This window comes from Burkholderia sp. Bp9031 (assembly GCF_003857965.1).
Taxonomy (GTDB): domain Bacteria; phylum Pseudomonadota; class Gammaproteobacteria; order Burkholderiales; family Burkholderiaceae; genus Burkholderia; species Burkholderia ambifaria_A.
This window is the reverse complement of sequence record NZ_QTPW01000019.1, coordinates 68958-92802: the sequence shown is the minus strand read 5'-3', so window position 1 is coordinate 92802 and position 23845 is coordinate 68958. Positions and strand designations below refer to the sequence as shown.

25 protein-coding genes and 1 tRNA gene are annotated in these 23845 nt (G+C 67.3%); 14 read left to right on the top strand and 12 right to left on the bottom strand.

All coding sequences use genetic code 11. The features are described from left to right. Window positions 1-15 precede the first annotated feature (15 nt). On the top strand, window positions 16-1053 hold the full coding sequence (locus DIE15_RS23240) for an NAD-dependent epimerase/dehydratase family protein (RefSeq protein ID WP_057926057.1): 1038 nt from the start codon (window positions 16-18) through the stop codon (window positions 1051-1053). On the opposite strand, the gene DIE15_RS23235 is transcribed toward DIE15_RS23240, so the two are convergent. Then, window positions 1036-1224: a hypothetical protein gene (locus DIE15_RS23235; protein WP_057926056.1), complete on the bottom strand. Its 189-nt coding sequence runs from the start codon at window positions 1222-1224 to the stop codon at window positions 1036-1038. The two genes, DIE15_RS23240 and DIE15_RS23235, sit on opposite strands and share 18 nt — an antisense overlap. Before the next feature lie 105 nt (window positions 1225-1329). Beyond that, the gene (locus DIE15_RS23230; RefSeq protein ID WP_057926055.1) at window positions 1330-2046 is read right to left on the bottom strand and encodes a pseudouridine synthase; all 717 of its coding nucleotides are present in this window, start codon (window positions 2044-2046) and stop codon (window positions 1330-1332) included. A gap of 207 nt (window positions 2047-2253) precedes the next feature. Here DIE15_RS23230 and DIE15_RS23225 point away from each other — a divergent pair, with 207 nt between their 5' ends. The 3 genes from DIE15_RS23225 (at window position 2254) to DIE15_RS23215 (ending at window position 4829) form a co-directional block, all read left to right on the top strand. Further along, on the top strand, window positions 2254-2754 hold the full coding sequence (locus DIE15_RS23225) for a DinB family protein (RefSeq protein ID WP_124834450.1): 501 nt from the start codon (window positions 2254-2256) through the stop codon (window positions 2752-2754). Window positions 2755-2946: 192 nt separating this feature from the next. Next, window positions 2947-3720: an SDR family oxidoreductase gene (locus DIE15_RS23220; protein ID WP_057926053.1), complete on the top strand. Its 774-nt coding sequence runs from the start codon at window positions 2947-2949 to the stop codon at window positions 3718-3720. Window positions 3721-3899: 179 nt separating this feature from the next. Next, window positions 3900-4829 (top strand): LysR family transcriptional regulator, encoded by a 930-nt coding sequence (locus DIE15_RS23215; RefSeq protein ID WP_124834449.1) that lies wholly within the window; start codon window positions 3900-3902, stop codon window positions 4827-4829. A 168-nt stretch (window positions 4830-4997) separates the two neighbouring features. Here DIE15_RS23215 and DIE15_RS23210 read toward each other — a convergent pair whose 3' ends face one another. Further along, window positions 4998-5735 carry an SDR family oxidoreductase gene (locus DIE15_RS23210; protein WP_124834448.1) on the bottom strand — a complete coding sequence of 246 codons (738 nt, stop codon included), beginning with the start codon at window positions 5733-5735 and terminating at the stop codon, window positions 4998-5000. Window positions 5736-5852: 117 nt separating this feature from the next. Here DIE15_RS23210 and DIE15_RS23205 point away from each other — a divergent pair, with 117 nt between their 5' ends. Then, on the top strand, window positions 5853-6755 hold the full coding sequence (locus DIE15_RS23205) for a LysR family transcriptional regulator (RefSeq protein ID WP_057926050.1): 903 nt from the start codon (window positions 5853-5855) through the stop codon (window positions 6753-6755). A gap of 24 nt (window positions 6756-6779) precedes the next feature. Here the strand turns inward: DIE15_RS23205 and DIE15_RS37115 are convergent, their stop codons facing one another. The 4 genes from DIE15_RS37115 to DIE15_RS23190 all read right to left on the bottom strand — a co-directional run bounded on the left by DIE15_RS37115 (window position 6780) and on the right by DIE15_RS23190 (window position 9445). After that, on the bottom strand, window positions 6780-6947 hold the full coding sequence (locus DIE15_RS37115) for a hypothetical protein (RefSeq protein ID WP_162840556.1): 168 nt from the start codon (window positions 6945-6947) through the stop codon (window positions 6780-6782). Between the two features lie 144 nt (window positions 6948-7091). Beyond that, a tRNA-Leu gene (locus tag DIE15_RS23200) sits at window positions 7092-7176 on the bottom strand. Between the two features lie 96 nt (window positions 7177-7272). Then, window positions 7273-8430 carry an ABC transporter substrate-binding protein gene (locus tag DIE15_RS23195; protein WP_124834447.1) on the bottom strand — a complete coding sequence of 386 codons (1158 nt, stop codon included), beginning with the start codon at window positions 8428-8430 and terminating at the stop codon, window positions 7273-7275. 73 nt (window positions 8431-8503) lie between these two features. After that, window positions 8504-9445 carry a CysB family HTH-type transcriptional regulator gene (locus DIE15_RS23190; protein WP_009689198.1) on the bottom strand — a complete coding sequence of 314 codons (942 nt, stop codon included), beginning with the start codon at window positions 9443-9445 and terminating at the stop codon, window positions 8504-8506. A gap of 216 nt (window positions 9446-9661) precedes the next feature. Here DIE15_RS23190 and DIE15_RS23185 point away from each other — a divergent pair, with 216 nt between their 5' ends. From DIE15_RS23185 to cobA, 6 genes are all read left to right on the top strand, one after another. After that, on the top strand, window positions 9662-11341 hold the full coding sequence (locus DIE15_RS23185; protein ID WP_124834446.1) for a nitrite/sulfite reductase: 1680 nt from the start codon (window positions 9662-9664) through the stop codon (window positions 11339-11341). Window positions 11342-11366: 25 nt separating this feature from the next. Then, window positions 11367-11909, top strand: coding sequence for a DUF934 domain-containing protein (locus DIE15_RS23180; RefSeq protein WP_124834445.1), 543 nt, complete (start codon window positions 11367-11369; stop codon window positions 11907-11909). After that, on the top strand, window positions 11906-12649 hold the full coding sequence (locus DIE15_RS23175; RefSeq protein WP_057926046.1) for a phosphoadenylyl-sulfate reductase: 744 nt from the start codon (window positions 11906-11908) through the stop codon (window positions 12647-12649). Before DIE15_RS23180 ends, DIE15_RS23175 begins: the two co-directional genes overlap by 4 nt. A gap of 75 nt (window positions 12650-12724) precedes the next feature. After that, window positions 12725-13687 (top strand): sulfate adenylyltransferase subunit CysD, encoded by a 963-nt coding sequence (cysD, locus tag DIE15_RS23170; protein ID WP_057926045.1) that lies wholly within the window; start codon window positions 12725-12727, stop codon window positions 13685-13687. Window positions 13688-13709: 22 nt separating this feature from the next. Further along, the gene (locus tag DIE15_RS23165; RefSeq protein WP_057926044.1) at window positions 13710-15026 is read left to right on the top strand and encodes a sulfate adenylyltransferase subunit 1; all 1317 of its coding nucleotides are present in this window, start codon (window positions 13710-13712) and stop codon (window positions 15024-15026) included. Window positions 15027-15120: 94 nt separating this feature from the next. Continuing rightward, window positions 15121-15870: a uroporphyrinogen-III C-methyltransferase gene (gene cobA, locus DIE15_RS23160; protein ID WP_057926043.1), complete on the top strand. Its 750-nt coding sequence runs from the start codon at window positions 15121-15123 to the stop codon at window positions 15868-15870. A gap of 128 nt (window positions 15871-15998) precedes the next feature. On the opposite strand, the gene DIE15_RS23155 is transcribed toward cobA, so the two are convergent. The 3 genes from DIE15_RS23155 to lptF are packed head-to-tail and all read right to left on the bottom strand — an operon-like array spanning window position 15999 to window position 18651. Beyond that, complete coding sequence (locus DIE15_RS23155; protein WP_057926042.1) at window positions 15999-16382, bottom strand: sirohydrochlorin chelatase; 384 nt, start codon at window positions 16380-16382, stop codon at window positions 15999-16001. 25 nt (window positions 16383-16407) lie between these two features. Beyond that, complete coding sequence (gene lptG, locus DIE15_RS23150; RefSeq protein ID WP_057926041.1) at window positions 16408-17556, bottom strand: LPS export ABC transporter permease LptG; 1149 nt, start codon at window positions 17554-17556, stop codon at window positions 16408-16410. 3 nt (window positions 17557-17559) lie between these two features. Continuing rightward, complete coding sequence (gene lptF / locus DIE15_RS23145) at window positions 17560-18651, bottom strand: LPS export ABC transporter permease LptF (RefSeq protein ID WP_124834444.1); 1092 nt, start codon at window positions 18649-18651, stop codon at window positions 17560-17562. Window positions 18652-18773: 122 nt separating this feature from the next. Here lptF and DIE15_RS23140 point away from each other — a divergent pair, with 122 nt between their 5' ends. Genes DIE15_RS23140 through DIE15_RS23130 form a run of 3 tightly spaced genes read left to right on the top strand, consistent with a single transcriptional unit; the run spans window position 18774 to window position 21514 of the window. Then, on the top strand, window positions 18774-20285 hold the full coding sequence (locus tag DIE15_RS23140; RefSeq protein WP_057926039.1) for a leucyl aminopeptidase: 1512 nt from the start codon (window positions 18774-18776) through the stop codon (window positions 20283-20285). Window positions 20286-20325: 40 nt separating this feature from the next. After that, window positions 20326-20742, top strand: coding sequence for a DNA polymerase III subunit chi (locus tag DIE15_RS23135; RefSeq protein WP_057926038.1), 417 nt, complete (start codon window positions 20326-20328; stop codon window positions 20740-20742). A gap of 25 nt (window positions 20743-20767) precedes the next feature. Then, complete coding sequence (locus tag DIE15_RS23130; RefSeq protein ID WP_124834443.1) at window positions 20768-21514, top strand: DUF2486 family protein; 747 nt, start codon at window positions 20768-20770, stop codon at window positions 21512-21514. A gap of 148 nt (window positions 21515-21662) precedes the next feature. On the opposite strand, the gene DIE15_RS23125 is transcribed toward DIE15_RS23130, so the two are convergent. Beyond that, the gene (locus DIE15_RS23125; protein WP_124834442.1) at window positions 21663-21992 is read right to left on the bottom strand and encodes a c-type cytochrome; all 330 of its coding nucleotides are present in this window, start codon (window positions 21990-21992) and stop codon (window positions 21663-21665) included. A 126-nt stretch (window positions 21993-22118) separates the two neighbouring features. Next, window positions 22119-23792, bottom strand: a complete 1674-nt coding sequence (ilvD, locus tag DIE15_RS23120; protein WP_124834441.1) for a dihydroxy-acid dehydratase — start codon at window positions 23790-23792, stop codon at window positions 22119-22121. Window positions 23793-23845 lie beyond the last annotated feature (53 nt).

Sequence of the window (23845 nt, the reverse complement as noted above, 5' to 3'; positions counted from 1 at the left end):
GATTTCGCAACCAACATGATCGCGACTCGAATCCTGCGCCGGCCGCGCGCACTGATCGTCGGCTGCGGCGACGTCGGGCTGCGCTGCGTCGCGCAGTGGCGCGCCGCGCGCCGCAACCTGCGCATCGTCGCGCTGACGAGCCATCCGGGCCGCTGCGACGAATTGCGCGCGGCCGGCGCGACGCCGATCGTCGGCAACCTGGATCACCGGGCGACACTCGTACGGATCGCCGGGCTTGCCCGCACGATCCTGCATCTCGCACCGCCGCCATCCGACGGCCGCGACGATCGCCGCACCCGTGCGTTGATCGCCGCATTGTCCGTGCCTGCACGGCGACCCCGCGCACCGTCGGTGTCTTCGGTGGGCCGGCTTCGCACGCTGCGCGCCGCGACCCGACAGGCCGGCATGCCGCTTCAGGCAGCGCGTATTGTACCCGACGCCCTTCGCGCGCCGACGCTCGTCTATGCCAGTACGACGGGCGTATACGGCGATTGCGGCGGGGCGCGAATCGATGAAACGCAGCCGCTGCGCCCCGCGAATCCGCGCGCGTTCCGGCGCGTGTCGGCAGAGCGCCAGCTGCGGGCGGCGACGGTGCGCGGCGTGCTGTCCGCGCGCATCGTGCGCATTCCCGGCATCTACGCGGCGAACCGATTGCCGCTCGCGCGGCTCGAACGCGGCACGCCGGCGCTCGAGCCGGCCGACGACGTCTACACCAATCACATCCATGCGGACGATCTCGCGACGATCCTGCGCCGCGCGGCCGTGCGCGGCAAGCCGGCGCGCGCCGTGCACGCGTCGGACGACAGCGAACTGCGGATGGGAGAGTATTTCGACCGGGTCGCACAGGCATTCGGCCTGCCGCCGCCGCCGCGTATCAGCCGCGCGGACGCCGAGCATCAGCTCGAGCCAACGCTCCTGTCGTTCATGCGCGAGTCGCGGCGCCTGTCCAATGCACGGCTCAAGACCGAATTGTGCGTGACGTTGCGCTATCCAACCGTAGACGAATTCCTTCAAACGCTCGCGCCGCGCAGCGCGTCAGGTCAGCGCCGGTAACGCCTCGATCAGCAGGAAGCACAGCAACGCGCCGATCAGCGCGCCAATCAGGTTCGGATGATATTTGTGCTTCATGTGCATCGTGGCCAGCAGCGCGCCGATCACGATGGCGCCCATGACCGCGAACGCGATCGTCACGTACGACAGTTCGAACGAATGGTTGATGTTCATGATGTCTCCCCTGCATTGCTGCTCTTACAGCTTGTGATTTCAGTATAGCGGGGGAACGTTCGGCCGCGATGCGGCCGGACTTCGAACGGTCGTGCGGATTTTCCCTTACAGGGTTTTGACGGGATTGCGCAGGGCTGAAAGGTCGCTTTCCCCGAGCCAGCGCCACGCGCCGGGCGCCAGGTCATCCGGCAGCGTGAAGCCGCCGATGCTTTCGCGGTGCAGTGCCTCGACGCGATTGCTGGCCGCGGCGACCATGCGTTTCACCTGATGATATTTGCCTTCGAGGACGGTCAGCGCGAGCGCATGCGTGTCGCGCGCGTCGGCGGCGACCGCCGCGATCGGCTTCGGCTCGCCGTGGAGCTGCACGCCGGCGCGCAGCGCGTCCAGCTGGGTGTCGTCGAGCGGGTGGCGCACGGTCGCGACGTAGGTCTTCGGCACCTTGCGCTTCGGCGACGTGTACGCATGCACGAACTGGCCGTCGTCGGACAGCAGCAGCAGGCCCGTCGTGTCCTGGTCCAGGCGGCCGACGCACTGCACGCCACGCGCGACGAGCGGCGCGGGCAGCAGGCTGAACACGCTCGCGTGGTGTTGCGGCTCGCGCGAACACTCGTAGCCGGCCGGCTTGTTGAGCGCGAGATACGCGCGGGCGTGGAACGGCCACGCGGTGTCGTCGACCGTGAACACCAGGCCGTCGGTGTCGAACGACGCGTCGGGGTCGGTCGCGCTCGCACCCGCGACGGTGACGCGGCCCGTTTCGATCAGGCCGCGGCACTGGCGGCGCGAGCCGAAGCCCTGCGTGTAGAGAATGCTTTCGAGATCCATAGCGCGCGCATTCTATCAAGCCGCGTGCCGGCACCGGCACGAACCCGCCCGCGCTGGTAAGCTGCCGGAGCGCTGCGCGCGCTCATCCTTCGCGACCGACGGCCGTCGCACGCAAGGGACGTTCGGCTTCAGCGAGAAGTCGTGCCACGGCGGCGGCAGGCCCGTGCCAGAGCTGCCGCCGTCTTCATCCGCCACGGAGTTTGCCGCATGAATCCGACGACGCTCGATGCACTCGCCGATTTTCCCCGCCAGCTCGAAGCCCATTTCGCCGCCGTGCCGGACGGCTACGCGCGCTGGACGCCCGACGACTGGAGCGGCATCCCGAGCGAGCACTTCTCGCCGCTCGGGCAGCTCTGCCACGTGCGCGACATCGAGATCGACGGCTATCACGTGCGGCTGCGGCGGATGCTCGAGGAAGACCACCCGCTGCTCGTGTCGGTCGACGGCGACGCGCTCGCGATCGCGCGCCGCTACGACGCCGCGTACGCATCCGACGTGCTCGCGGCGATTCGCGACGCACGGCGCGAGACGCTCGACCTCGTGGCGCGCCTCACGCCCGATCAGTTTGCACGCACCGGCGAGTTCGAAGGCTATGGCGCGGTGACCGTGCGCGGCCTCCTTCACTACCTGTGCAGCCACGACCAGCAGCATCTGGCCGGCATGCAGTGGCTGCTCGGCAAGATCGACGCGGTGCTGTACACACGGTGATTCGCGTGGCGCCGGGGCCGCGCATCATATCGCGCCGAGCCGATTTCGCGGCCGCTGTCGGTGGGGCAGCCCGCCATTCCCGCCGCTCGATTGGAGCGCTTTTCTGGATAATCCATCCAGCCGCGCCGGGCTGACCGGTGCGTTGCGCGTGCCTACACTCCTAGCTTCATTCAACGCTAAAAGGAGTCAACCGTGGCTACTCACACGCTCGCAGACAAGGTCGTCCTGATCGCAGGCGGCGCCAAGAATCTCGGCGGCCTGATCGCCCGGGACCTGGCCGGCCACGGCGCGAAGGCGGTGGCGATTCACTACAACAGCGCGGCGTCGCAGGCGCAGGCCGAGGAGACGGCCGCCGCCGTGCGCGCGGCCGGCGCGCAAGCCGCGACGTTCCAGGCCGACCTGACGACGGCCGCCGCGGTCGAAAAACTGTTCGACGACGCGAAGCAGCGCTTCGGCAAGATCGACATCGCGATCAACACCGTGGGCAAGGTGCTGAAGAAACCGTTCACGGAAATTTCGGAGGCCGAATACGACGAGATGTTCGCGGTGAACAGCAAGTCGGCGTTCTTCTTCATCAAGGAAGCGGGGCGGCACCTCGAGGATCACGGCAAGCTCGTCACGCTCGTGACGTCGCTGCTCGGCGCGTTCACGCCGTTCTATGCGGCCTACGAAGGGTCGAAGGCGCCGGTCGAGCACTTCACGCGCGCAGCGGCGAAGGAGTACGGCGCGCGCGGCATCTCGGTGACGGCGGTCGGGCCGGGTCCGATGGACACGCCGTTCTTCTATCCGGCCGAAGGCGCCGACGCGGTCGCGTATCACAAGACGGCGGCCGCGCTGTCGCCGTTCAGCAAGACGGGCCTCACCGACATCGAGGACGTCGTGCCGTTCATCCGTCACCTCGTGACCGACGGCTGGTGGATCACCGGCCAGACGATCCTGATCAACGGCGGCTATACGACGAAGTAACGGGCCGTGTCGGCGGGCGCCGTGTGCGCGCGGGAACCCGCAATGGACCGTTTGCATGGACAATGGACGGGCGCGCGGGCACGAAGCTACGCGCCCGTTTCTTCTGTGCCGCAGGCATCGGCCGCGACGCCCGGCGTTTGCCGGTGACGGTCGTCCGAACCCACTTTTTCCACCCGCCGATGGACAAGCTGGACCAGGTCAGAATCTTCCTTCAGGTTGCCGAGATGGGCAGCTTCATCAAGGCCGCGCATGCGCTCGACGTGCCGCGCGCGACCGTGTCGGCGGCCGTCCAGCAGCTCGAGACGGCGCTTGGCACGCGCCTGTTGCACCGCACGACACGGCAGGTCCAGCTGACTGCCGACGGCGCGCTGCTGCTCGAGCGCGGCCGGCGGCTGCTCGCGGAGGCCGACGACCTCGATCGCCTGTTCCGCCGCCGCGACCGCGACGTGATCGGGCGGCTGAACGTCGACGTGCCGAGCCGGATCGCGCGTCGCGTGGTTGCGCCCGCGCTGCCTTCGCTGTTTCGCCAGTATCCGAAGCTGCAGCTCTCGCTCGGCTCGACCGACCGGTCGATCGACCTCGTGCAGGAAGGCGTCGACTGCGCGATCCGGGTCGGGCGGCTCGCGGACAGCAGTCTCGTCGTACGGCCGCTCGGGCAGTTTGCGCTGATCAACTGTGCGAGCCCCGACTACCTGCGCGAATGCGGCGTGCCCGAGCATCCGGATGCGCTCGCGCACGGCCACTGGGCGATCGGCTATGCGTCGCCGACGACCGGGCGCGAGCTCGGCTGGGAATACTGCGCGGACGGTGGGCGGCACACACTGGCGTTGCCGAGCCGCGTGATCGTCAACAACGCCGAAACCTATATCGCGAGCTGCATTGCCGGGATGGGGCTGATCCAGATTCCGCGGTTCGACGTCATGCATCTGCTCGACAGCGGTGCGCTGGTCGAGGTGATGCCCGGCCATCGGGCCGCGCCGATGGACGTGTCGGCCGTGTATCCGCATCGCCGGCACCGGTCGCGGCGGCTCAACGCGTTTATCGAGTGGTTCGGGGAGTTGATGGCGGATGCGCTGAACGACACGGGCACGAGTGCGAGCGGTGACTGAAGAAGGCCGCTGCGCCCGAATGCGCTGACTGCGATCGGCGGGTGCCGGCGGCATTCGCCATGTATTGCGGCCGGCGGGCGGCGGATCCGCCGCCGACGCGGGGCGCAAGCAGGTCGGCGAGTCTGATGTTCCTGAACCTCTCGCGGCGAATGCGATTCCCTGCGCTGGTCAGCACATGCCGCCATTGGCGCGCAGGATCTGGCCGTTGACCCACGCGCCGTCGGGGCCGGCGAGGAACGCGACGACGCCGGCGATGTCCTCGGGCTGGCCCAGCCGCTCGAGCGGGTTCAGCTTCGCCATGCGATCGACCAGCTCGGGGCTCTTGCCCTGCAGGAACAATTCGGTGGCGACCGGCCCCGGTGCGACGGCGTTCACGCTGATGCCGCGGCCGCGCATCTCCTGCGCGAGCACCTGCGTCATCCCTTCGACGGCCGCCTTGGTCGCGATGTACACGCCGTAGGTCGGCAGGCGCATGCCGATCACGCTCGACGTCAGATTGACGATGCGCCCGCCGTCGCGCACCCGTTTCGCCGCCTCGCGGCTGACGTTGAACGCCCCCTTCAGGTTGATCGCGACGGTCTGGTCGAAGGCCGCATCGTCGAACTCGGCGAGCGCGCCAAGCTTCATGACGCCAGCGCTGTTGACGACCACGTCGATGCGGCCGAACGCCTGCTCGGCCGCATCGAACAGTGCGGCCACCGCCGCCGGGTCGGCGACGTCCGCCTGTACCGCGATGGCTTCGCCGCCGTCGGCGGCGATCGCGTCGACTACTTCCCGGGCCGGGGCGGTGCCGCCGGCGTAGTTCACGACGACCCGGAAGCCGTCCCGGGCGAGACGGCGGGCGATTTCCGCGCCGATGCCGCGCGACGAGCCCGTGACGAGGGCGACCTGTTTCGATGCGTTCATGTCCTGCTCCTTGGTTCGTAAGTGCCGGACGATCCGGCGACAGGACTAATGTAGGTTTCCTCGACCAATAAAAATAATGAATAATGATCAGATCAAGAATGACTAAAAGTATGTCTCATGGGATTCGACAGCAGGCTCCTGAGCGGGATCGGCGTGCTCTCGGCGGTGATCGAGGCCGGTACCTTCGCGCGCGCGGGCGAGGCGATGGGACTGACGCAGCCGGCGGTGAGCCGCGCGGTCGCGCGGCTGGAAGAGCGTGTCGGTATCCGGATCTTCAACCGGACGGCGCGCGCGATCACGTTGACCGACGAAGGGCGGCGCTTCTACGAGGCCGTCGCGCCGCTGCTGGCCGGCATCGAGGAGGCGGCGGTCGACGCCGGCCGTTCCCGGGCGCGTGTCAGGGGGCGGTTGCGGGTCAACGTGGACGGCACCTTCGGCCACTATGTGCTGGCGCCGAGGATGGCCGAATTCCTCGACCGCTTCCCCGAGCTGTCCGTCGAGATCAGCGTGCGCGACCGGATGGGCGACCTCGTCGCCGACGGGTTCGACGTCGCGGTGCGTTTCGGCATTCCGGAGCCGTCGTCATACCGGGCGCGACTGCTGCTGGAGACGCACGTGCTCACCTGCGCGTCGGCGGCCTATGTCGCGCGTCACGGCGAGCCGAGGCACCCGCGGGATCTCGCGGACGGGCACCGCTGCGTGCTGATCCGCGACCCGGTGACGGGGCGGCCGTACGGATGGGAATTCCATCGCGGCAACGAGGTGGTGCCGTTCGACGCCGCCGGCCGGCTGACGGTCAACGATACGGGCGCGCTGCTCGGCGCGTGTGTCGGCGGGGAGGGCGTCGCGCAGTTGCTCGAACTCTACGCGAGAGACATCGTCGCTGAAGGCCGGCTGGTGCAGTTGCTGCCCGAGTGGGCGGACGAGACCTTCCCATTGTATGCGTATCACCACGCGTCGAACCTCGTTTCGGCGAAGGTGCGTGTGTTTCTCGACTTCGTGCGGGAGCTGACGGGTTGAGCGCATGCGGCGCAAGGCGACCGGTCATTCGGTGCGATGCGGGACGTTGTCCGGGAACGGATACGGCGCATGCGGTCCCGGCCATTCGGGTACGGGCGGCGCGGTCAGCACGTCGCATCCGCCCAGCACCAGCGAGAGCACCGCGGCGAGCACGCCGCGGCAGAGCGGGGATGATATCGTGCGCATGGGCATGGCTGCCTCCGTGCTGCGCGTCGATCATGATGCTTGGACCGGCGGGGAGCGGCGTGCGTTGCGGCGCGGGCGGCGAATAACAAAAAACCCGCGAAGCGATGTGCTTGCGCGGGTTTCGAGTGCAGCGCATGACGCTGCGAAAGCTGGTGCCCAGGGCCGGAATCGAACCGGCACGCCTTGCGGCGGGGGATTTTGAGTCCCCTGCGTCTACCAATTTCACCACCTGGGCTTGTGTTCCTGACCGCGCATGCGATTGTGCGCGGCGAAACGCGGATTATGGCGGAAAACGGGCCACCGGGCAAGCTGTCCGGCGACCGTTCGCGCGTTACTGGCTCAGGTAGACGAACCGGCCCTGCTTCACGATCCCCATCACGCTCGCGCGCTGATCGAGCCCCACGTGATCCTTGTCACTCGTGTTGACGACGCCGTTCGGCACGACGAGCTCGTGCGCGCGCTCGAGCTCGCGTCGCAGCGCCGCGCGGAACGCGGGCGTGCGGGGTTGCGCTGTCTTCAGCGCGCGGCCGATCGCGTCGGCGAGGCGCGGGTACACGCCCGCCGCGTCGCCCGCGAACTGCGTGACCGTACCGGCGCCGTATTTCGCCTCATACGCGTCGACGAACGCGAGCGCGGCCTTGCGGGCAGGATGGTCGGCGGGCAGCGTGCGCGCGACGACGACCGGCTGGGTCGGGAACAGCGTCCCGTCAACGTCCTTGCCGCCGAGCTTGATGAATTCCGGTGTCGCGATCCCGTGCGTCTGGTAGATCGCGCCCTTGTAGCCGCGCTCGATCAGCGTGCGCTGCGGCAGCACGGCCGGCGTGCCGGAGCCCGCGATCAGGATCGCATCGGGCTTCGCCGCGATCAGCTTCAGCGCCTGGCCGGTGACGCTCGCGTCGGTGCGGTTGAAGCGCTCGGTCGCGATCACGCGGATCTTGCGCACCTGCGCGAAGCGCGTGAACTCGTTCAGCCAGCTGTCGCCGTAGCTGTCCGCGAAGCCGATGAAGCCGACCGTCTTCACGCCGTGGTTGGCCATATAGCGCGTCATCACGTCGGCCATCGCGCTGTCGCTTTGCGCCATCTTGAACGCCCAGGTCCGCGCGCCTTCCTGCGGCTCGACGATCGCGCCGGAGCCGACCAGCGTGATCATCGGCGTCTGGGCGGTTGCCACCGCGTCGAGCGCCGCGAGCGCGGCCGGCGTGATGTTCGGACCGACCACGACGTCGACGTGATCCTCGTCGACCAGCTTGCGGATGTTGCGCACGGCGGTGCCCGGGTCGGATGCGTCGTCGAGCACCGTCACCTGCACCGGCTGCCCGGCGATCGTCTTCGGCCACATCAGGATCGCGTTCTTGCTGGTGATGCCGATCGCGGCGGCCGGGCCGGTCGACGACAGGTCGACGCCGACCTTCAGGTCGGCGTGCGCGGCCGCGCACGCGAGTACGAGGGCGGCGCCGGCGGCGCGGCGCAACAGGGCGGGAAGCGTCATGCGGGAATCTCCGTCGGGCAGCAAAAAGGGGCGCCAAGCGGGGAGCGGGCGCCCCTGCGTTTATACACGCGGGTCAAAGCTCGTACGATTCGGACTCGCCCTTGAGCGCCTGCTCGATCAGCTTGCGGTTCAACGTCGGCGACAGCAGCTCGACGAGCGTATACACATAACTGCGCAGGTAGGCGCCCTGCTTGAGCGCGACGCGCGTCACATTGCTGCCGAACAGGTGGCCGACCGGAATCAGCCGCAGGTTGCGGTCGCGCTCCGGATTGAACGCGATGTCGGCCATGATCCCGACGCCGAGGCCGAGCTCGACATAGGTCTTGATCACGTCGGCGTCGATCGCCTCGAGCACGATGTCCGGCGACAGCCCGCGCAGCGCGAACGCGTGGTTGATCTTCTTGCGGCCGGCGAACGCGTCGTCGTACGTGATCAGCGGGTACTGCGCGAGATCGTCCAGCGTGACCGGCTTGCGCTCGAGCAGCGGGTGGTCGGCAGGCACCACGGCCGCGTGATGCCACTGGAAGCAGGGCAGCGACACGAGTTCCTTGTAGTCGGCGATCGCCTCGGTCGCGATCGCAAGATCGGCCTGGTCGTGGATCACCATCTCGGCGACCTGCGTCGGGCTGCCCTGCAGGATCGACAGGTGCACCTTCGGGAAGCGCTTCTTGAACTCGGCGATCGCGGCCGGCAGCGAGTAGCGGGCCTGCGTGTGAGTGGCGGCGATCGTCAGGTTGCCCTGATCCTGTGCTGCATAGTCTTTTCCGACCCTTTTTAGGCTTTCAACCTCCTGCAGTATCCGCTCGACCGACGCGAGGATGATCCTGCCCGGCTCGGTGAGCGAGCGCACGCGCTTGCCGTGCCGCGTGAAGATCTCCACGCCGAGCTCGTCCTCGAGCTCGATGATCGCCTTCGATACCCCCGGTTGCGACGTGTACAGCGCCTTGGCGGCCTCGGTGAGGTTGAAATTCTGCCGGACGGCCTCGCGCACGAAGCGAAATTGGTGCAGGTTCATTTATAACCCTTCCGCATATCAACAGAATTTTTTAGTCGTTTGAAATATAAGGCGAGTTTATTACGATTCACCGGAGTTTTTCAAATATGGATATCTGTTTTCGTCATTAGCAATCCAGCCAGGCAGCGGAAGGCCGGCGGTGGCGGCGGAACGGAGATTCGGGCGCGACGTGGCTAGGACGTCGCGCAGTCACCACGAAAACCCTGGGGTCCCCGAATGTATCAGTACGACCAGTACGACCAGACGATCGTCGACGAGCGAGTCGCACAGTACCGCGATCAGGTGCGCCGCCGCCTGTCGGGCGAGTTGAGCGAAGACGAGTTCCGTCCGCTGCGCCTGCAGAACGGCCTGTACATGCAGCGCCACGCGTACATGCACCGCATCGCGATTCCGTACGGCAACCTGCGCAGCGAGCAGCTCCGCATGCTGGCGCGCATCGCCCGCGAACACGACCGCGGCTACGGCCACTTCTCGACCCGCTCGAACATCCAGTTCAACTGGGTCGAGCTGGAAGACACGCCCGAGATCCTCGCGAAGCTCGCGTCGGTGCAGATGCACGCGATCCAGACGTCGGGCAACTGCATCCGCAACATCACGGCCGACCAGTTCGCCGGTGTCGCGCAGGACGAGGAGATCGATCCGCGTCCGTGGTCCGAGATCCTGCGCCAGTGGTCGACGTTCCATCCCGAATTCGCATGGCTGCCGCGCAAGTTCAAGATCGCGGTGTCCGGCTCGAAGGACGACCGCGCGGCCGTGCAGATTCACGACCTCGGCGTGTACCTGAAGAAGAACGCGCAGGGCGAAGTGGTCGCGAGCATCCTCGTGGGCGGCGGCCTCGGCCGTACGCCGATCGTCGGTGCGGTGATCAAGGAAGACCTGCCGTGGCAGCACCTGATCACCTACTGCGAAGCCGTGCTGCGCGTATACAACCGCTACGGCCGCCGCGACAACCTGTACAAGGCGCGTATCAAGATCCTCGTGAAGGCGCTGTCGCCCGCGAAGTTCGCGCAGCAGGTCGAGGAAGAGTGGCAGCACCTGAAGGACGGCCCGTCGACGCTCACGCAGGCCGAACTCGACCGCGTGTCGCAATACTTCCAGCCGCCCGTCTACGAGAAGCTCGCCGACACCGATGCGTCGTTCGAACAGCACCTGCTCGAGAACAAGGCGTTCGCGCGTTGGGTCGAGCGCAACGTCGCACCGCACAAGGTGCCGGGCTATGCCGCTGTCACGCTGTCGCTGAAGGACCATCGCGTGGCCCCGGGCGATGCGACCGACGCGCAGATGGACCTGGTGGCCGACTGGGCCGACGCGTACTCGTTCGGCGAACTGCGCGTGTCGCACGAGCAGAACCTGATTCTCGCGAACGTGAAGAAGCGCGACCTGTTCGCGGTGTGGGAAAAGGCGAAGGCGGCCGGTTTCGCGACGCCGAACATCGGCCTGCTGACCGACATCATCGCGTGCCCGGGCGGCGACTTCTGCTCGCTCGCGAACGCGAAGTCGATCCCGATCGCGCTGGCGATTCAGCAGCGTTTCGACGATCTGGACTACGTGTACGACCTCGGCGACCTGTCGCTGAACATTTCCGGTTGCATGAACTCGTGCGGCCATCACCACGTGGGCAACATCGGCATCCTCGGTGTCGACAAGGACGGCGCCGAGTGGTACCAGGTGTCGCTCGGCGGCGAGCAGGGCACGGGCCAGAACGGCGCGCGTCTCGGCCGCGTGATCGGGCCGTCGTTCTCGGCGGAAGAAGTGCCGGACGTGATCGCGAAGCTGATCGACACGTTCGTCGAGACGCGCATCGACGGCGAGCGCTTCATCGACACGTACGACCGCATCGGCATCGCACCGTTCAAGGAGCGCGTGTATGCGGCGCGCCAGGCAGTGAACGCGTAACCAACCGGGTAGAGGGAATTTGCAGATGGCTTCGATTATCAAGAACCGCGCAGTGATCGACGACGCATGGCAGGTCGTGCGCGCGGCGGAAGACGGTGCGCTGCCCGCGGTCGACGCATTGCCGGCCGGCAAGGTGCTGGTGCCGTTCACCCTGTGGCAGGCCGAGCGCGCGGCGCTCGTCGCCACGAAGACGAAGGACGAACTCGGCGTGTGGCTCGCGCCGGACGGCGAGCCGGCCGATCTCGTGGCCGATTTCGATGCGATCTCGCTGATCGCCGTCGAATTCCCGCGCTTCGCGGACGGCCGCGGCTACAGCATCGGCCGCCTGCTGCGCGAGCGCCACGGCTGGAACGGCGAGCTGCGCGCGATCGGCGATGTGCTGCGCGACCAGCTGCTGTATATGTCGCGTTGCGGCTTCGACGCGTTCGCGGTGCGTGCCGACAAGGACATCCACGACGCGCTGAATGCGTTCGGCGAGTTCACGCAGCGTTACCAGGGCGCATTCGACGAGCCGGCGCCGCTGTTCCGCCGCCGCACCGCGGCAGTCGACACCAAGGTGAGCGCATGAGCAGCGCGACCGCACTGAGCCCGGAACTCGCCGCGAAGGTCGAGCGCCTCGACGCGCTGCTCGCGCAGATCGGCGCACGGCACGAGAAGGTGAAGTTCGCGAGCAGCCTCGCCGCGGAAGACATGCTGCTCACGCACGCGATCCTGTCGAAGGGCGTGTCGATCGGCATCTTCTCGCTGAACACCGGCCGCCTGCACGCGGAAACGCTGGGCATGATCGACCGCGTGCGCGAGCGCTACGGCTACGAGATCGAGCAGTTTCACCCGCAGCAGGACGCGGTCGACCAGTACGTCGCCGAGCACGGCCTGAACGCGTTCTACGAAAGCGTCGAGCTGCGCAAGTCGTGCTGCCACATCCGCAAGGTCGAACCGCTGAACCGCGCGCTGGCCGACGTCGGCGCGTGGGTCACGGGCCAGCGTCGCGAGCAGTCGGTCACGCGTGCGGAGCTGCACGAGGAAGAACAGGACGAAGCGCGCGGGATCGCGAAGTACAACCCGCTCGCCGACTGGACGGAAACCGACGTGTGGGCTTACCTGAAGGCGTTCGACGTGCCGGTCAACCCGCTGCATGCGCGTGGCTACCCGAGCATCGGTTGCGAGCCCTGCACGCGCGCGATCCGTCCCGGCGAGGACAGCCGGGCGGGCCGCTGGTGGTGGGAGTCGCGCGACACGAAGGAATGCGGGCTGCACATCACGATCACGCCGATTCCCGCGACAGCCGTTGCCGGCGCCGCGAACTGAAAGCCGACAAGAAACCGAATATTGCGCCGCCTGCGACAGCGGGCGGCACGAACCCAGAAGAGAAGGACTGAAATCATGAGCACGACGCTCGAGCAATCCGCCTTTGCCCCGCCCACCGGTGCCGACAGCCGCATGGGCCACCTCGACTGGCTCGAAGCCGAGTCGATCCACATCCTGCGCGAGCTGGTCGCCGAGTGCAGCAAGCCGGCGCTGTTGTTCTCGGGCGGCAAGGATTCGGTCGTCGTGCTGCACCTCGCGCTGAAGGCATTCGGCCTCGGCGCGAACCGCAAGACCACGCTGCCGTTCCCGCTCGTGCACATCGACACGGGCCACAACTACGAGGAAGTGATCGACTTCCGCGACCGTCGTGCGCAGGAGCTCGGCGCCGAGCTCGTGGTCGGCCATGTCGAGGATTCGATCAAGCGCGGCACGGTCGTGCTGCGCCGCGAAACCGATTCGCGCAACGCCGCGCAGGCCGTCACGCTGCTCGAGACGATCGAACAGCACGGCTATACCGCGCTGATCGGCGGCGCGCGCCGCGACGAAGAGAAGGCGCGTGCGAAGGAGCGGATCTTCTCGTTCCGCGACGAATTCGGCCAGTGGGATCCGAAGGCGCAGCGCCCGGAACTGTGGAGCCTGTACAACGCCCGCCTGCACAAGGGCGAGCACCTGCGCGTGTTCCCGATCTCGAACTGGACCGAACTCGACGTGTGGCAGTACATCGCGCGCGAGAACCTCGAACTGCCGTCGATCTACTACGCGCACCAGCGCGAGATCGTGCGCCGCAACGGGCTGCTCGTGCCGGTCACGCCGCTCACGCCGATGCGTGACGGCGAGACGAGCGAGCTTGCGCAGGTGCGTTTCCGCACGGTCGGCGACATTTCCTGCACGTGCCCGGTTGCGAGCGATGCGGACGACGTCGAGAAGATCATCGCCGAGACGGCGGTGACCGAGATCACCGAACGCGGCGCGACCCGGATGGACGACCAGGCCTCCGAAGCCGCGATGGAACAGCGCAAGAAGCAAGGTTATTTCTGAAGCACACGAGGACATTCACATCATGAGCATCATCGAGAACACCGAAGACCTCGGCGTGCTGCGCTTCATCACCGCAGGCAGCGTCGACGACGGCAAGAGCACGCTGATCGGCCGCCTGCTGTACGACAGCAAGGCCGTGCTGTCCGACCAGCTGTCCGCGCTGTCGCGCGCGAAGAACAAGCGCACCGTCGGCGACGAGATCGACCTCGCGCTGCTGACGGACGGGCTCGAGGCCGAGCGCGAGCAGGGCATCACGATCGACGTCGCATACCGCTATTTCGCGACCGCGAAGCGCAAGTTCATCATCGCCGACACGCCGGGCCACGAGCAGTACACGCGCAACATGGTGACGGGTGCGTCTACCGCACACGCGGCGATCATCCTGGTCGACGCGACGCGCGTGACGATCGAGAACGGCGTCGCGGAACTGCTGCCGCAAACGAAGCGCCACAGCGCGATCGTGAAGCTGCTCGCGCTGCAGCACGTGATCGTCGCGATCAACAAGATGGACCTCGTCGACTACAGCGAAGCGCGCTTCAACGAGATTCGCGACGCGTACGTCGCGCTCGCGAAGCAGCTCGGCCTGACCGACGTGCGTTTCGTGCCGGTGTCGGCGCTGAAGGGCGACAACATCGTCGGCGCGAGCGAGCGCATGCCGTGGTACGCGGGCGAGCCGCTGCTCGACGTGCTCGAATCACTGCCGGTCGAGACGCAGGCGCATGACGCGCTGCGCTTCCCGGTGCAGTGGGTCGCACGCCAGGACGGCAGCTCGGCCGACGATTTCCGCGGCTACATGGGCCGGATCGAGTCGGGCGAGGTGAAGGTCGGCGACGAAATCATCGTGCTGCCGTCGAACCGCACCGCGACGGTCGCCGAGATCGTCGCGCCGGTGCCGGGCGGCACCGCGTCCGTCGCGCATGCATTCGCGGGCCAGACGGTGACGATTCGCCTCGCAGAGGACGTCGACGTGTCGCGCGGCGACATGTTCGTCACGACCGCCGAGCCGGTCGCGCCGGCGAAGAAGCTCGAGGCGGACCTGTGCTGGTTCGACGAGACGCCGCTGTCGCCGCAGCGCAAGTACCTGCTCAAGCAGACCACGAGCACGGTGTTCGCGAAGATCGGCGCGGTCAAGGAAGTGCTCGACGTGCATACGCTGTCGCACGCGACCGACCGCCAGGAGCTGAAGATGAACGACATCGGCCGCGTCGCGCTGACGCTGCAGAAGCCGATCGTCTGCGACACGTACGACGCGCATCCGGGCACGGGCGCGTTCGTGCTGATCGACGAGGCGACGCACCACACGGTCGCCGCCGGCATGATCCGGGCGTTCTCGGCGTAACCGGCATAACCGGCATAACCGGCGGTTAGCGCCGCCCTCGCGGCGGCGCGGGCCGGCCGCCGTCCGCACGAGCAGGACAAGCGAAGCGACAAACATGGGCAAGGTGTATCTGATCGGAGCAGGGCCGGGCGCCGCGGACCTCATCACGGTGCGTGGCGCGCGGCTGCTCGAGCAAGCCGACGTGGTGCTGCACGACGCGCTCGTCGAGCCGGCGATGCTCGACTACGCGCCAAACGCGCGGAAGATCGCGGTCGGCAAGCGCTGCGGGCAGCGTTCGACCGCGCAGCACTTCATCAACAAGCAGATCGTCGACGCGGCGCGCGAGCATGGTTGCGTCGTGCGGCTGAAGGGCGGCGACCCGATGCTGTTCGGTCGCGCCGAAGAGGAAATGCGCGCGCTCGAGGCGGCCGGCATCGACTACGAGGTCGTGCCGGGCATCACCGCGGCGCTGGCCGGCGCGGCGACGCTGAAGCGCTCGCTGACGTTGCGCGGCGTGTCGCGCAGCGTCGCGTTCGCGACGCACAGCCGCGCACCGGGCAGCGACGAGATTCGCGAGGCGGCGCGCGCCGATTCGATCGTCTACTACATGGGCCGCGACAGCGCGCCCGGCATCGCGCAGGAACTGATCGACGCGGGCCGCGCGCCCGCGACGCCGGTGGCGATCGTCGAGGCATGCAGCACCGCGCGCGAACGCACGCTGACGCTGACGCTTGCGCAGATGGCGGCGGGCGACGCGCAGGCGTGGCTCGACCCGGCGGAACCGAGCCTGCTGATGATCGGCGATGCGTTCGCCGAACGCGTGCGGCTCGCGAAAGAGGGCGACGCGTTGCGGGACGCGGCTTGAGTCGAAGGCGCGGTCCGTGCGGCAAGCGATGCATCGATGGCCGCCGGATTGACGCCGGTCCGCAGGCTGAAAAAAAGCGCTGGCTTCACCGAAGCCAGCGCTTTTTTGTTTTGGGGCCGCCGATTCGCTTACGCGTCGCGGCCGACCTGGTCGATGCAGTAGCGTGCGATGGCGTCGAGCACGCCGTCGTCTTCCCCGACGGCCGTCGCGCAACGGATCTCGACCCCCGGATGCGCGGCGCGGCAGGCGTCGACGAGTTGCGGCAGGTCGCGACGGACATGGCCGCCCTGGCCGAAGAATACGGGCACCACGGTGATACGCGTGCAGCCGGCCGCGACCTGCGCGGCGACGGCTGCGTCGAGCGACGGCGTCATCAGTTCGAGGAACGCGAGCGACACGTGCGGCGGGGAGGCGCCGGCGCCGCGCAGCCGTGCGGCCAGCCGTTCGAACGGCTCGGCCCAGCGCGGATCGCGTGCGCCGTGGCCGAACAGGACGATGCCATGCGAACTCATGTCGAAGCCTCCGTCGTGACGGCGCTCAGTGCCGGTCGACCCACTTGAGCGCGAACAGGCCGAGCGCGAGATAGATGAGGCCCGGCGTCGCCGCGGTCAGCGGCGCGGGCCACGTATTCAGCGTGCCGATGTGCGAGAACAGCGTGTTGAGCAGCTGGAAGCTCATGCCGAGCATGATGCCGCCGAACACCTTCACGCCGACCACGCCGGCGCGCGTATGCAGGTACGCGAACGGCAGCGACAGCACGAGCATCACGAACACCGCGAACGGGTAGAGCAGCTTGCGCCACAGCGCGATGTCGTAGCGCTGCGTGTCCTGCTGGTTCTCGCGCAAGTGCTGGATGTAGCGGAACAGATTGATGAGCGACATCCGTTCCGGCGACACGAGCAGCACCGACAGGATCTGCGGCGTCAGGTCCGAGCGCAGCCGGTATTCGGGCAGCGTCACCTGTTGCGACCGGTACACGGGGTTCAGCGCATCCGTCGGCTGGCCGCTGATCGGCTTGATCGGCGTCAGTTCGGTTTCGGTGACGCCCTTGAGCAGCCAGTGGCCGGGCGGCTCGTAGCGGCCCGTCTGCGCGATCCGCACGTTCTGCAGCTGGAATTTCGAGTCGAACTCGTAGATGCGCACGTTGCTGATCGTCGAGTCGGGCGACAGGCTGCCGACGTTGACGAAGCGCGTGACCTGCTCGCCGTTCTCGCGGGCCGCGAGTGTGTCCTTCACCCACACGCCCGACTGGAAGTTCGACGACACCGACGCGCCGAGCGCCTGCAGCCGCACGCGTTCGGACAGCTGGTCGGCGTACGGGCCGACGAATTCGCCGATCAGGTAGGTGATGATCACGAGCGGAATGCCGATTTTCAGCAGCGAGCGCAGCGCCTGGTTGGTCGCGAGGCCCGACACGCGGAAGATCGTGAATTCCGAGTTCGCGGCCATCTGCGCGAACACGTAGATCGCGCTGATCAGCGCGGCGACCGGGATGATCTCGTAGAAGCGCGACGGGGTTTGCAGCGCAACGCGCAGCACCGCGTAGCCGAACTTGTAGTTGCCGTGCCCGACCGAGTTCAGTTCGCTGATCAGGTCGAAGAAGAAGAACAGGCCCGAGAACGCGAACAGGATGAAGACGAACGTGACGTAGATCTGCCGCGCGAAATATTTTTCATAGAGCCGCATCGATCATGCTCCCGAGCGGCCGAACAGCGCGCGTGTAAACAGCGGACGATTGCGCACGCGCAACCAGAAGATGAACGCGACGATCACCGCGACGACCAGGTGCAGGCCGACGAGGCCGACGCCGAACGACATCTTGCCCTGCTCGATCTGTGCCTGCACGACGTTCAGCAGGTTCGAGTACGTGAGGTAGATCAGCACGGCCATCACGAGGTTGATCGTGCGGCTGCGGCGCGGGTTCTGGTACGACAGCGGGATCCCGAGCACCATCAGGTTGATCGCGATCAGCGGCAGCCCCGCGCGCCACGCGAATTCCGCGAGGTTGTCGCGCGTCGGGTTGCGCAGCAGGTCGGGCGTGGGCGTGCTGTTGGTGGTCGGCACGTTGGTGACCGGCGTGCTTGTGATCTTCACGCCGTAGCGCTGGAACTCCATGATCTTGAAGTTCGGCTGGCCCGGCGTGCCGTCGTAGCGGCGGCCGTCTTCCAGCACGACGAAGCGATCGCCGTCCTTCGTTTCCGTATGGCCCGTGTGCGATACGACGATATTGACCTTGCCGTTCTCGGTCGACGTGACGAACACGTTCTGCACCTTGCTCTGGTCCGGCGACATCTTCTCGATGAAGAACACGCGATGATTCGCGGCCGATTCGCGGAACTGGCCGGGTGCGAGCAGCGAGATCTCGTCGCGCTGCTGGAAGCGTGCCTTGATCATCTTGCTCTGCTGGTTCGACCACGGCCAGCCGACGAACGCGAAGAACGCGATCAGCAGGACGATCGGCGTGGCGAACACGCCGATCGGCTTGATCAGGCGCGTGAGGCTCACGCCCGACGCGAGCCAGACCACCATTTCGGAGTCCCGGTACCACCGAGTCAGCACGAACAGGATCGACACGAACAGCGTGACGACGAGCATCACGGCGAGATAGCCGATCACGGTGAGGCCGATCAGCACGAGGACGTCCCGCGGATCGATTTCGCCGGACGCAGCGTAACCGACGATGCGGATCATCATCGTCGTGAGCATGATCGTGAGCAGCACCATGAACACGGCGCCAGCCGTATACGCAAGCTCGCGCTGGAGGGAGCGTTCGAAGATCATTCTTGATGAGAAGAGGGCGGGAGGCTGCGCACGCGTGGTGGAGCGCTCGCGCCGCCACGGGAAAAATAGCGGATAATTGCGGCTTTCATCCTTAGCCCAGATTTTATCCGAGGACAAGCGCGATGGACTTTAGCATAAAAGGCTGTGATTGGAGCAAAGGCGAGGCCAAGGGGTTCCTGACCGGGAAGTCCGATTGCATCGTGCTCGGCATCTTCGAGGCGCAGACCCTTTCAGGCGCAGCGCTCGACATCGACACGGCCACCAAGGGGCTGATCTCGCGCGTGGTGAAGGCCGGCGACATGGACGGCAAGCGCGGCAAGACGCTGTTCCTCCCCGAGGTATCGGGCATCGGCGCGTCGCGCGTGCTGCTCGTCGGGCTCGGCAAGCAGGATGCTTTCAACCAGAAAGCCTACAACGATGCAGCGACGGCCGCATGGCGCGCGCTGCTGGCGACCAAGGTCGTCCAGGTCACGTTCACGCTCGCGCAGCTGCCGGTCGACGAGCGCGGCTCCGACTGGGGCGTGCGTGCGGCGATTCTCGCGCTGCGCAACGAAACCTACCGCTTCACGCAGATGAAGAGCAAGCCGGAACCGGCGTCGCATACGCTCAAGCGAGTCGTGTTCAGCGTCGATCCGGCCGATGAAAAGGCGGCGAAGCTGGCGGTCAAGCAGGCCGTCGCGCTCGCGAACGGGATGGATCTCACGCGCGATCTGGGCAACCTGCCCGGCAACGTGTGCACGCCGACCTATCTCGGCAACACCGCGAAGAAGATCGCGAAGGATTGGGGTCTGAAGGCCGAGGTGCTCGGCCTGAAGCAGATCCAGGCGCTCAAGATGGGCTCGTTCCTGTCGGTGGCGCGCGCGTCGGTCGAGCCGCCGCAGTTCATCGTGCTCCATTACCAGGGTGCCGCCGCGAAGGCCGCGCCGGTCGTGCTGGTCGGCAAGGGCATCACGTTCGACACGGGCGGCATCTCGCTGAAGCCGGGTGAGGGCATGGACGAGATGAAGTACGACATGTGCGGCGCCGGTTCGGTGCTCGGCACGATGCGTGCAGTCGCCGAAATGGGCCTGAAGATCAACGTGGTCGCGATCGTGCCGACCTGCGAGAACATGCCGGGCGGCAACGCGACGAAGCCGGGCGATATCGTCACCAGCATGAAGGGGTTGACGATCGAGGTGCTGAACACCGACGCCGAGGGTCGCCTGATCCTGTGCGACGCGCTGACTTATGCGGAGCGCTTCAAGCCGGCCGCGGTGATCGACGTGGCGACGCTGACGGGCGCATGCGTGATCGCGCTCGGCGCCCATAACAGCGGCTTGTTCTCGAAGGACGATGCACTCGCGGGCGAACTGCTCGACGCATCGCGCGAAGCGAACGACCCGGCATGGCGCATGCCGCTCGACGACGAGTACCAGGATCAGCTGAAGTCGAATTTCGCGGACATCGCGAACATCGGCGGGCGTCCGGCCGGTGCCGTGACGGCGGCGTGCTTCCTGTCGCGCTTCACGGAAAGCTATCCGTGGGCGCACCTGGACATCGCCGGTACCGCATGGAAGGGGGGCGCGGCGAAGGGCGCGACCGGCCGTCCGGTGCCGCTGCTCGCGCAGTTCCTGATCGACCGCGCCGGCCAGTGATAGTGATGGCAGGTCTTACGACGATGCGGGTACGCGGGCAATGACGCGAATCGATTTCCATTCGAACGTCGGCGATTCGCTCGCGTATGCATGCCGGCTGCTGCGCAAGGCCTATCAGGCCGGGCAGCCGGTCGTCGTGCTCGCGGAACCCGCGCGCCTGCGCGCGCTCGACGAGCGGCTCTGGACGTTCTCGCCGCTCGATTTCATCCCGCATTGCGGCGTCGACAGCGCGCACGCGGCCGGCACGCCGATCGTGCTGACCGCCGATCTCGACCAGGCGCCGCATCACCATGTGCTGCTGAACCTCGGTGCGGCCGTGCCCGCGCAGTTCGCCCGTTTCGAGCGCCTGCTCGAAGTGGTCGGCAACGCGCCGGACGAACTGGCCGCGGGCCGCGACCGCTACCGCTTCTACCGCGATCGCGGATACGCGCTGAACAACTACAAGCAGGGCAGCTAGCCGAAACCGTCGACGGAGCATCCCCGTGACACAAGCCGAATCTTCTTCGATTCCGACGCTGACCGACGTGCTGGTGCCGGGCAAGCCGGCGCCGGAGCGTTCGTCCGCGGCCGATGCGCCGCCGAGCGACGATGCCGCCGTGCCGGCGCTGACCGACGTGGTCGCGCCGGGCCATCCGGCCACGCCGTCCGCCGCATCGGAACACGTGGGACCCGACCCCGAATCCGTGGTGGTCGAGCCGGTGCCGACGCCGGACGTCCCGACCGTCGAATTGCCCGGCGACAGCGACGCACCGGCGCAACCCGGTGCCGCCGGACACATCGTCGCCGAAGAGTCTGGTGGGATGCAGGCGCCGCTGCGCTCCGCACTGGCCACCGATGACACGCAGCAGCCCGCCTTTGCCGCGGCGGCGCCGCGCGAGGCCGACGAAGCGGTGCTGCCGCATGGGCTCGCACCGGCTGCCGACGGGCTGGCTACGGATCAGCTCGCCGGCGTATCGCAGCCGGACACGCCTGCGGCCGCCGCGCTGACGCCGGAGGACGCGCAGCGTATTGCCGAGCGTCTGCGCAATCGGCTGACGAATTATCTGACCGGGGAAGGGCGCGAGGCGATCGAGGCCCGCTGCCGCGATGCGCTGCACGACCATACGGCCTGGCTGGTCGGCCAGATCACGCGCGAAGTGGCGTTGGCGCTCGAAACCGAAGTGATGGAGTGGGTTCGCGACGCGGTCGACGAAGAGATCGCCCGTCGCCAGACCGGTCATTCTGGCTGAGCGCACGATCGTTCGTGCGCCGGAACCGCGGGTGCGGTTCCGTTCATCGTCAATGACGGGTCGCCGAGCCGGTCATGTCGAGGAGAGCGGGACAGTGCCCGACGGGAAGCGCGGCGTGCATGCACGCCGCCCGCTCATCCGGTCCAATTCAATGCAGCGACAGCACCCACTGCGCGAGCGTGTGTGCTTCGGCGCTCGTCAGCTGCGTATTGGCGGGCATCGGCACGCTGCCCCACACCCCGACACTGCCCTTCACGATCGATTGCGCGAGGTAATCGACGGCGTCGGCGCGTGCCGCGTACTTGCCGGCGATGTCATGGAACGATGGGCCCATCAGCAGCTTGCCGACCGCATGGCAGGCCATGCAGTTCTTGCGCTGTGCGAGCGCGAGCCCGTTGCCGGCCTGGTCGGCGTGGGCCGCCGCCGCGCTGCCGGTCAGCAGCGCCACGAGCAGCGCGCGCAATATCGTCTGTTTCATGCAGTTCTCCGCCGGCGGGGGACGGCCGGCTTCACGATTCGCGCATTATAAAAGCAAAGGGAAAGCACGTTTTGCGCGTTTTCCCGGCGGCCGCCTGCAATGGGGTCGCATGCCCCGCGCGCCGCGTCAGCCGGTGACGGCGCCCTTGTTCGCCGGACGCGCGAGGGCCGCGTACTTGGCGAGCACGCCGCGCGTGTAGCGCGGCGCCGGCTGCTTCCACGCAGCGCGCCGGCGCGCGAGTTCCGCGTCGTCGACGTTCAGCTGCAGCACCAGCCGGTGCGCATCGATCGTGATCGAATCGCCTTCCTGCACGAGCGCAATCGTGCCGCCGACGAACGCCTCGGGCGCGACGTGGCCGACCACCATTCCCCAGGTGCCGCCCGAGAAGCGGCCGTCCGTGATGAAGCCGACCGATTCGCCGAGCCCCTTGCCGATGATCGCCGACGTCGGCGCGAGCATTTCCGGCATGCCGGGGCCGCCCTGCGGGCCGAGATAGCGCAGCACCAGCACGTCGCCGGCGCGAATCCGGTCGCCGAGGATCGCGTCCATCGCGCTTTGCTCGTCGTCGAACACGCGCGCCGGGCCCGTGATCACGGGGTTCTTCAGGCCGCTGATCTTTGCGACCGCACCGTCTTCCGCGAGGTTGCCCTTCAGGATCGCGAGATGGCCTTCCTTGTATAGTGCGCGATCGATCGGGAAGATCACGTTCTGGTCCGCGCGTGGCACGCCCGGCACGTCCTTCAGCTCCTCGGCGATCGTGCGGCCGGTGATCGTCATGCAGTCGCCGTGCAGCAGCCCTGCATCGAGCAGGATCCGCAGCACCTGCGGAATGCCGCCGGCTGCGTGCAGGTCGGTCGCGACGTACTGGCCCGAAGGCTTCAGGTCGCAGATCACCGGCACGCGCTTGCGGATGCGCTCGAAGTCGTCGATCGTCCAGTCGACCTCCGCCGCGTGCGCGATCGCGAGATAGTGCAGCACCGCGTTGGTGGAGCCGCCGGTTGCCATGATCAGCGACACCGCGTTCTCGATCGACGCCTTCGTGATGATGTCGCGAGGCTTCAGGTCGCGCTTCACCGCCTCGACCAGCACGCGCGCCGATTCGGCGGCCGAATCGACCTTCTCCTGGTCGGGGTTCGCCATCGTCGACGAGTACATCAGCGACATACCGAGCGCCTCGAACGACGAACTCATCGTGTTCGCGGTGTACATCCCGCCGCACGACCCCGATGTCGGGCACGCGTTCTGCTCGACTCCCTCGAAATCCTCCTGCGACATCCGGCCCGCGGTGAACTCGCCGACCGCCTCGAACGACGACACGATCGTCAGGTCGCGGCCCTTCCAGTGACCGGGACGGATCGTGCCGCCGTACACGTAGATGCCCGGCACGTTCAGGCGCGCGAGCGCGATCATCCCGCCCGGCATGTTCTTGTCGCAGCCGCCGACCACCACCACGCCGTCCATCCACTGGCCCTGCACGCAGGTCTCGATGCAGTCGGCGATCACTTCGCGCGACACCAGCGAGTACTTCATCCCCTCGGTGCCCATCGACATGCCGTCGGAGATCGTCGGCGTGCCGAAGATCTGCGGGTTCGCGTCGGCCGCCTTGACTGCCGCGACGGCCGCGTCCGACAGCCGCTGCAGGCCCGAGTTGCACGGCGTGATCGTCGAGTGGCCGTTCGCGATGCCGATCATCGGCTTGTCGAAATCGTCCTTCTGATAGCCGAGTGCGTAATACATCGAGCGGTTCGGCGAACGGGCCACGCCTTGCGTGATGTGCTTCGAGCGACGGTTGTACGGCATGGGGAGCTCCATCGTTGTATTGGCGACGCCCGCGAACGGCGCGCCGGTTCGGA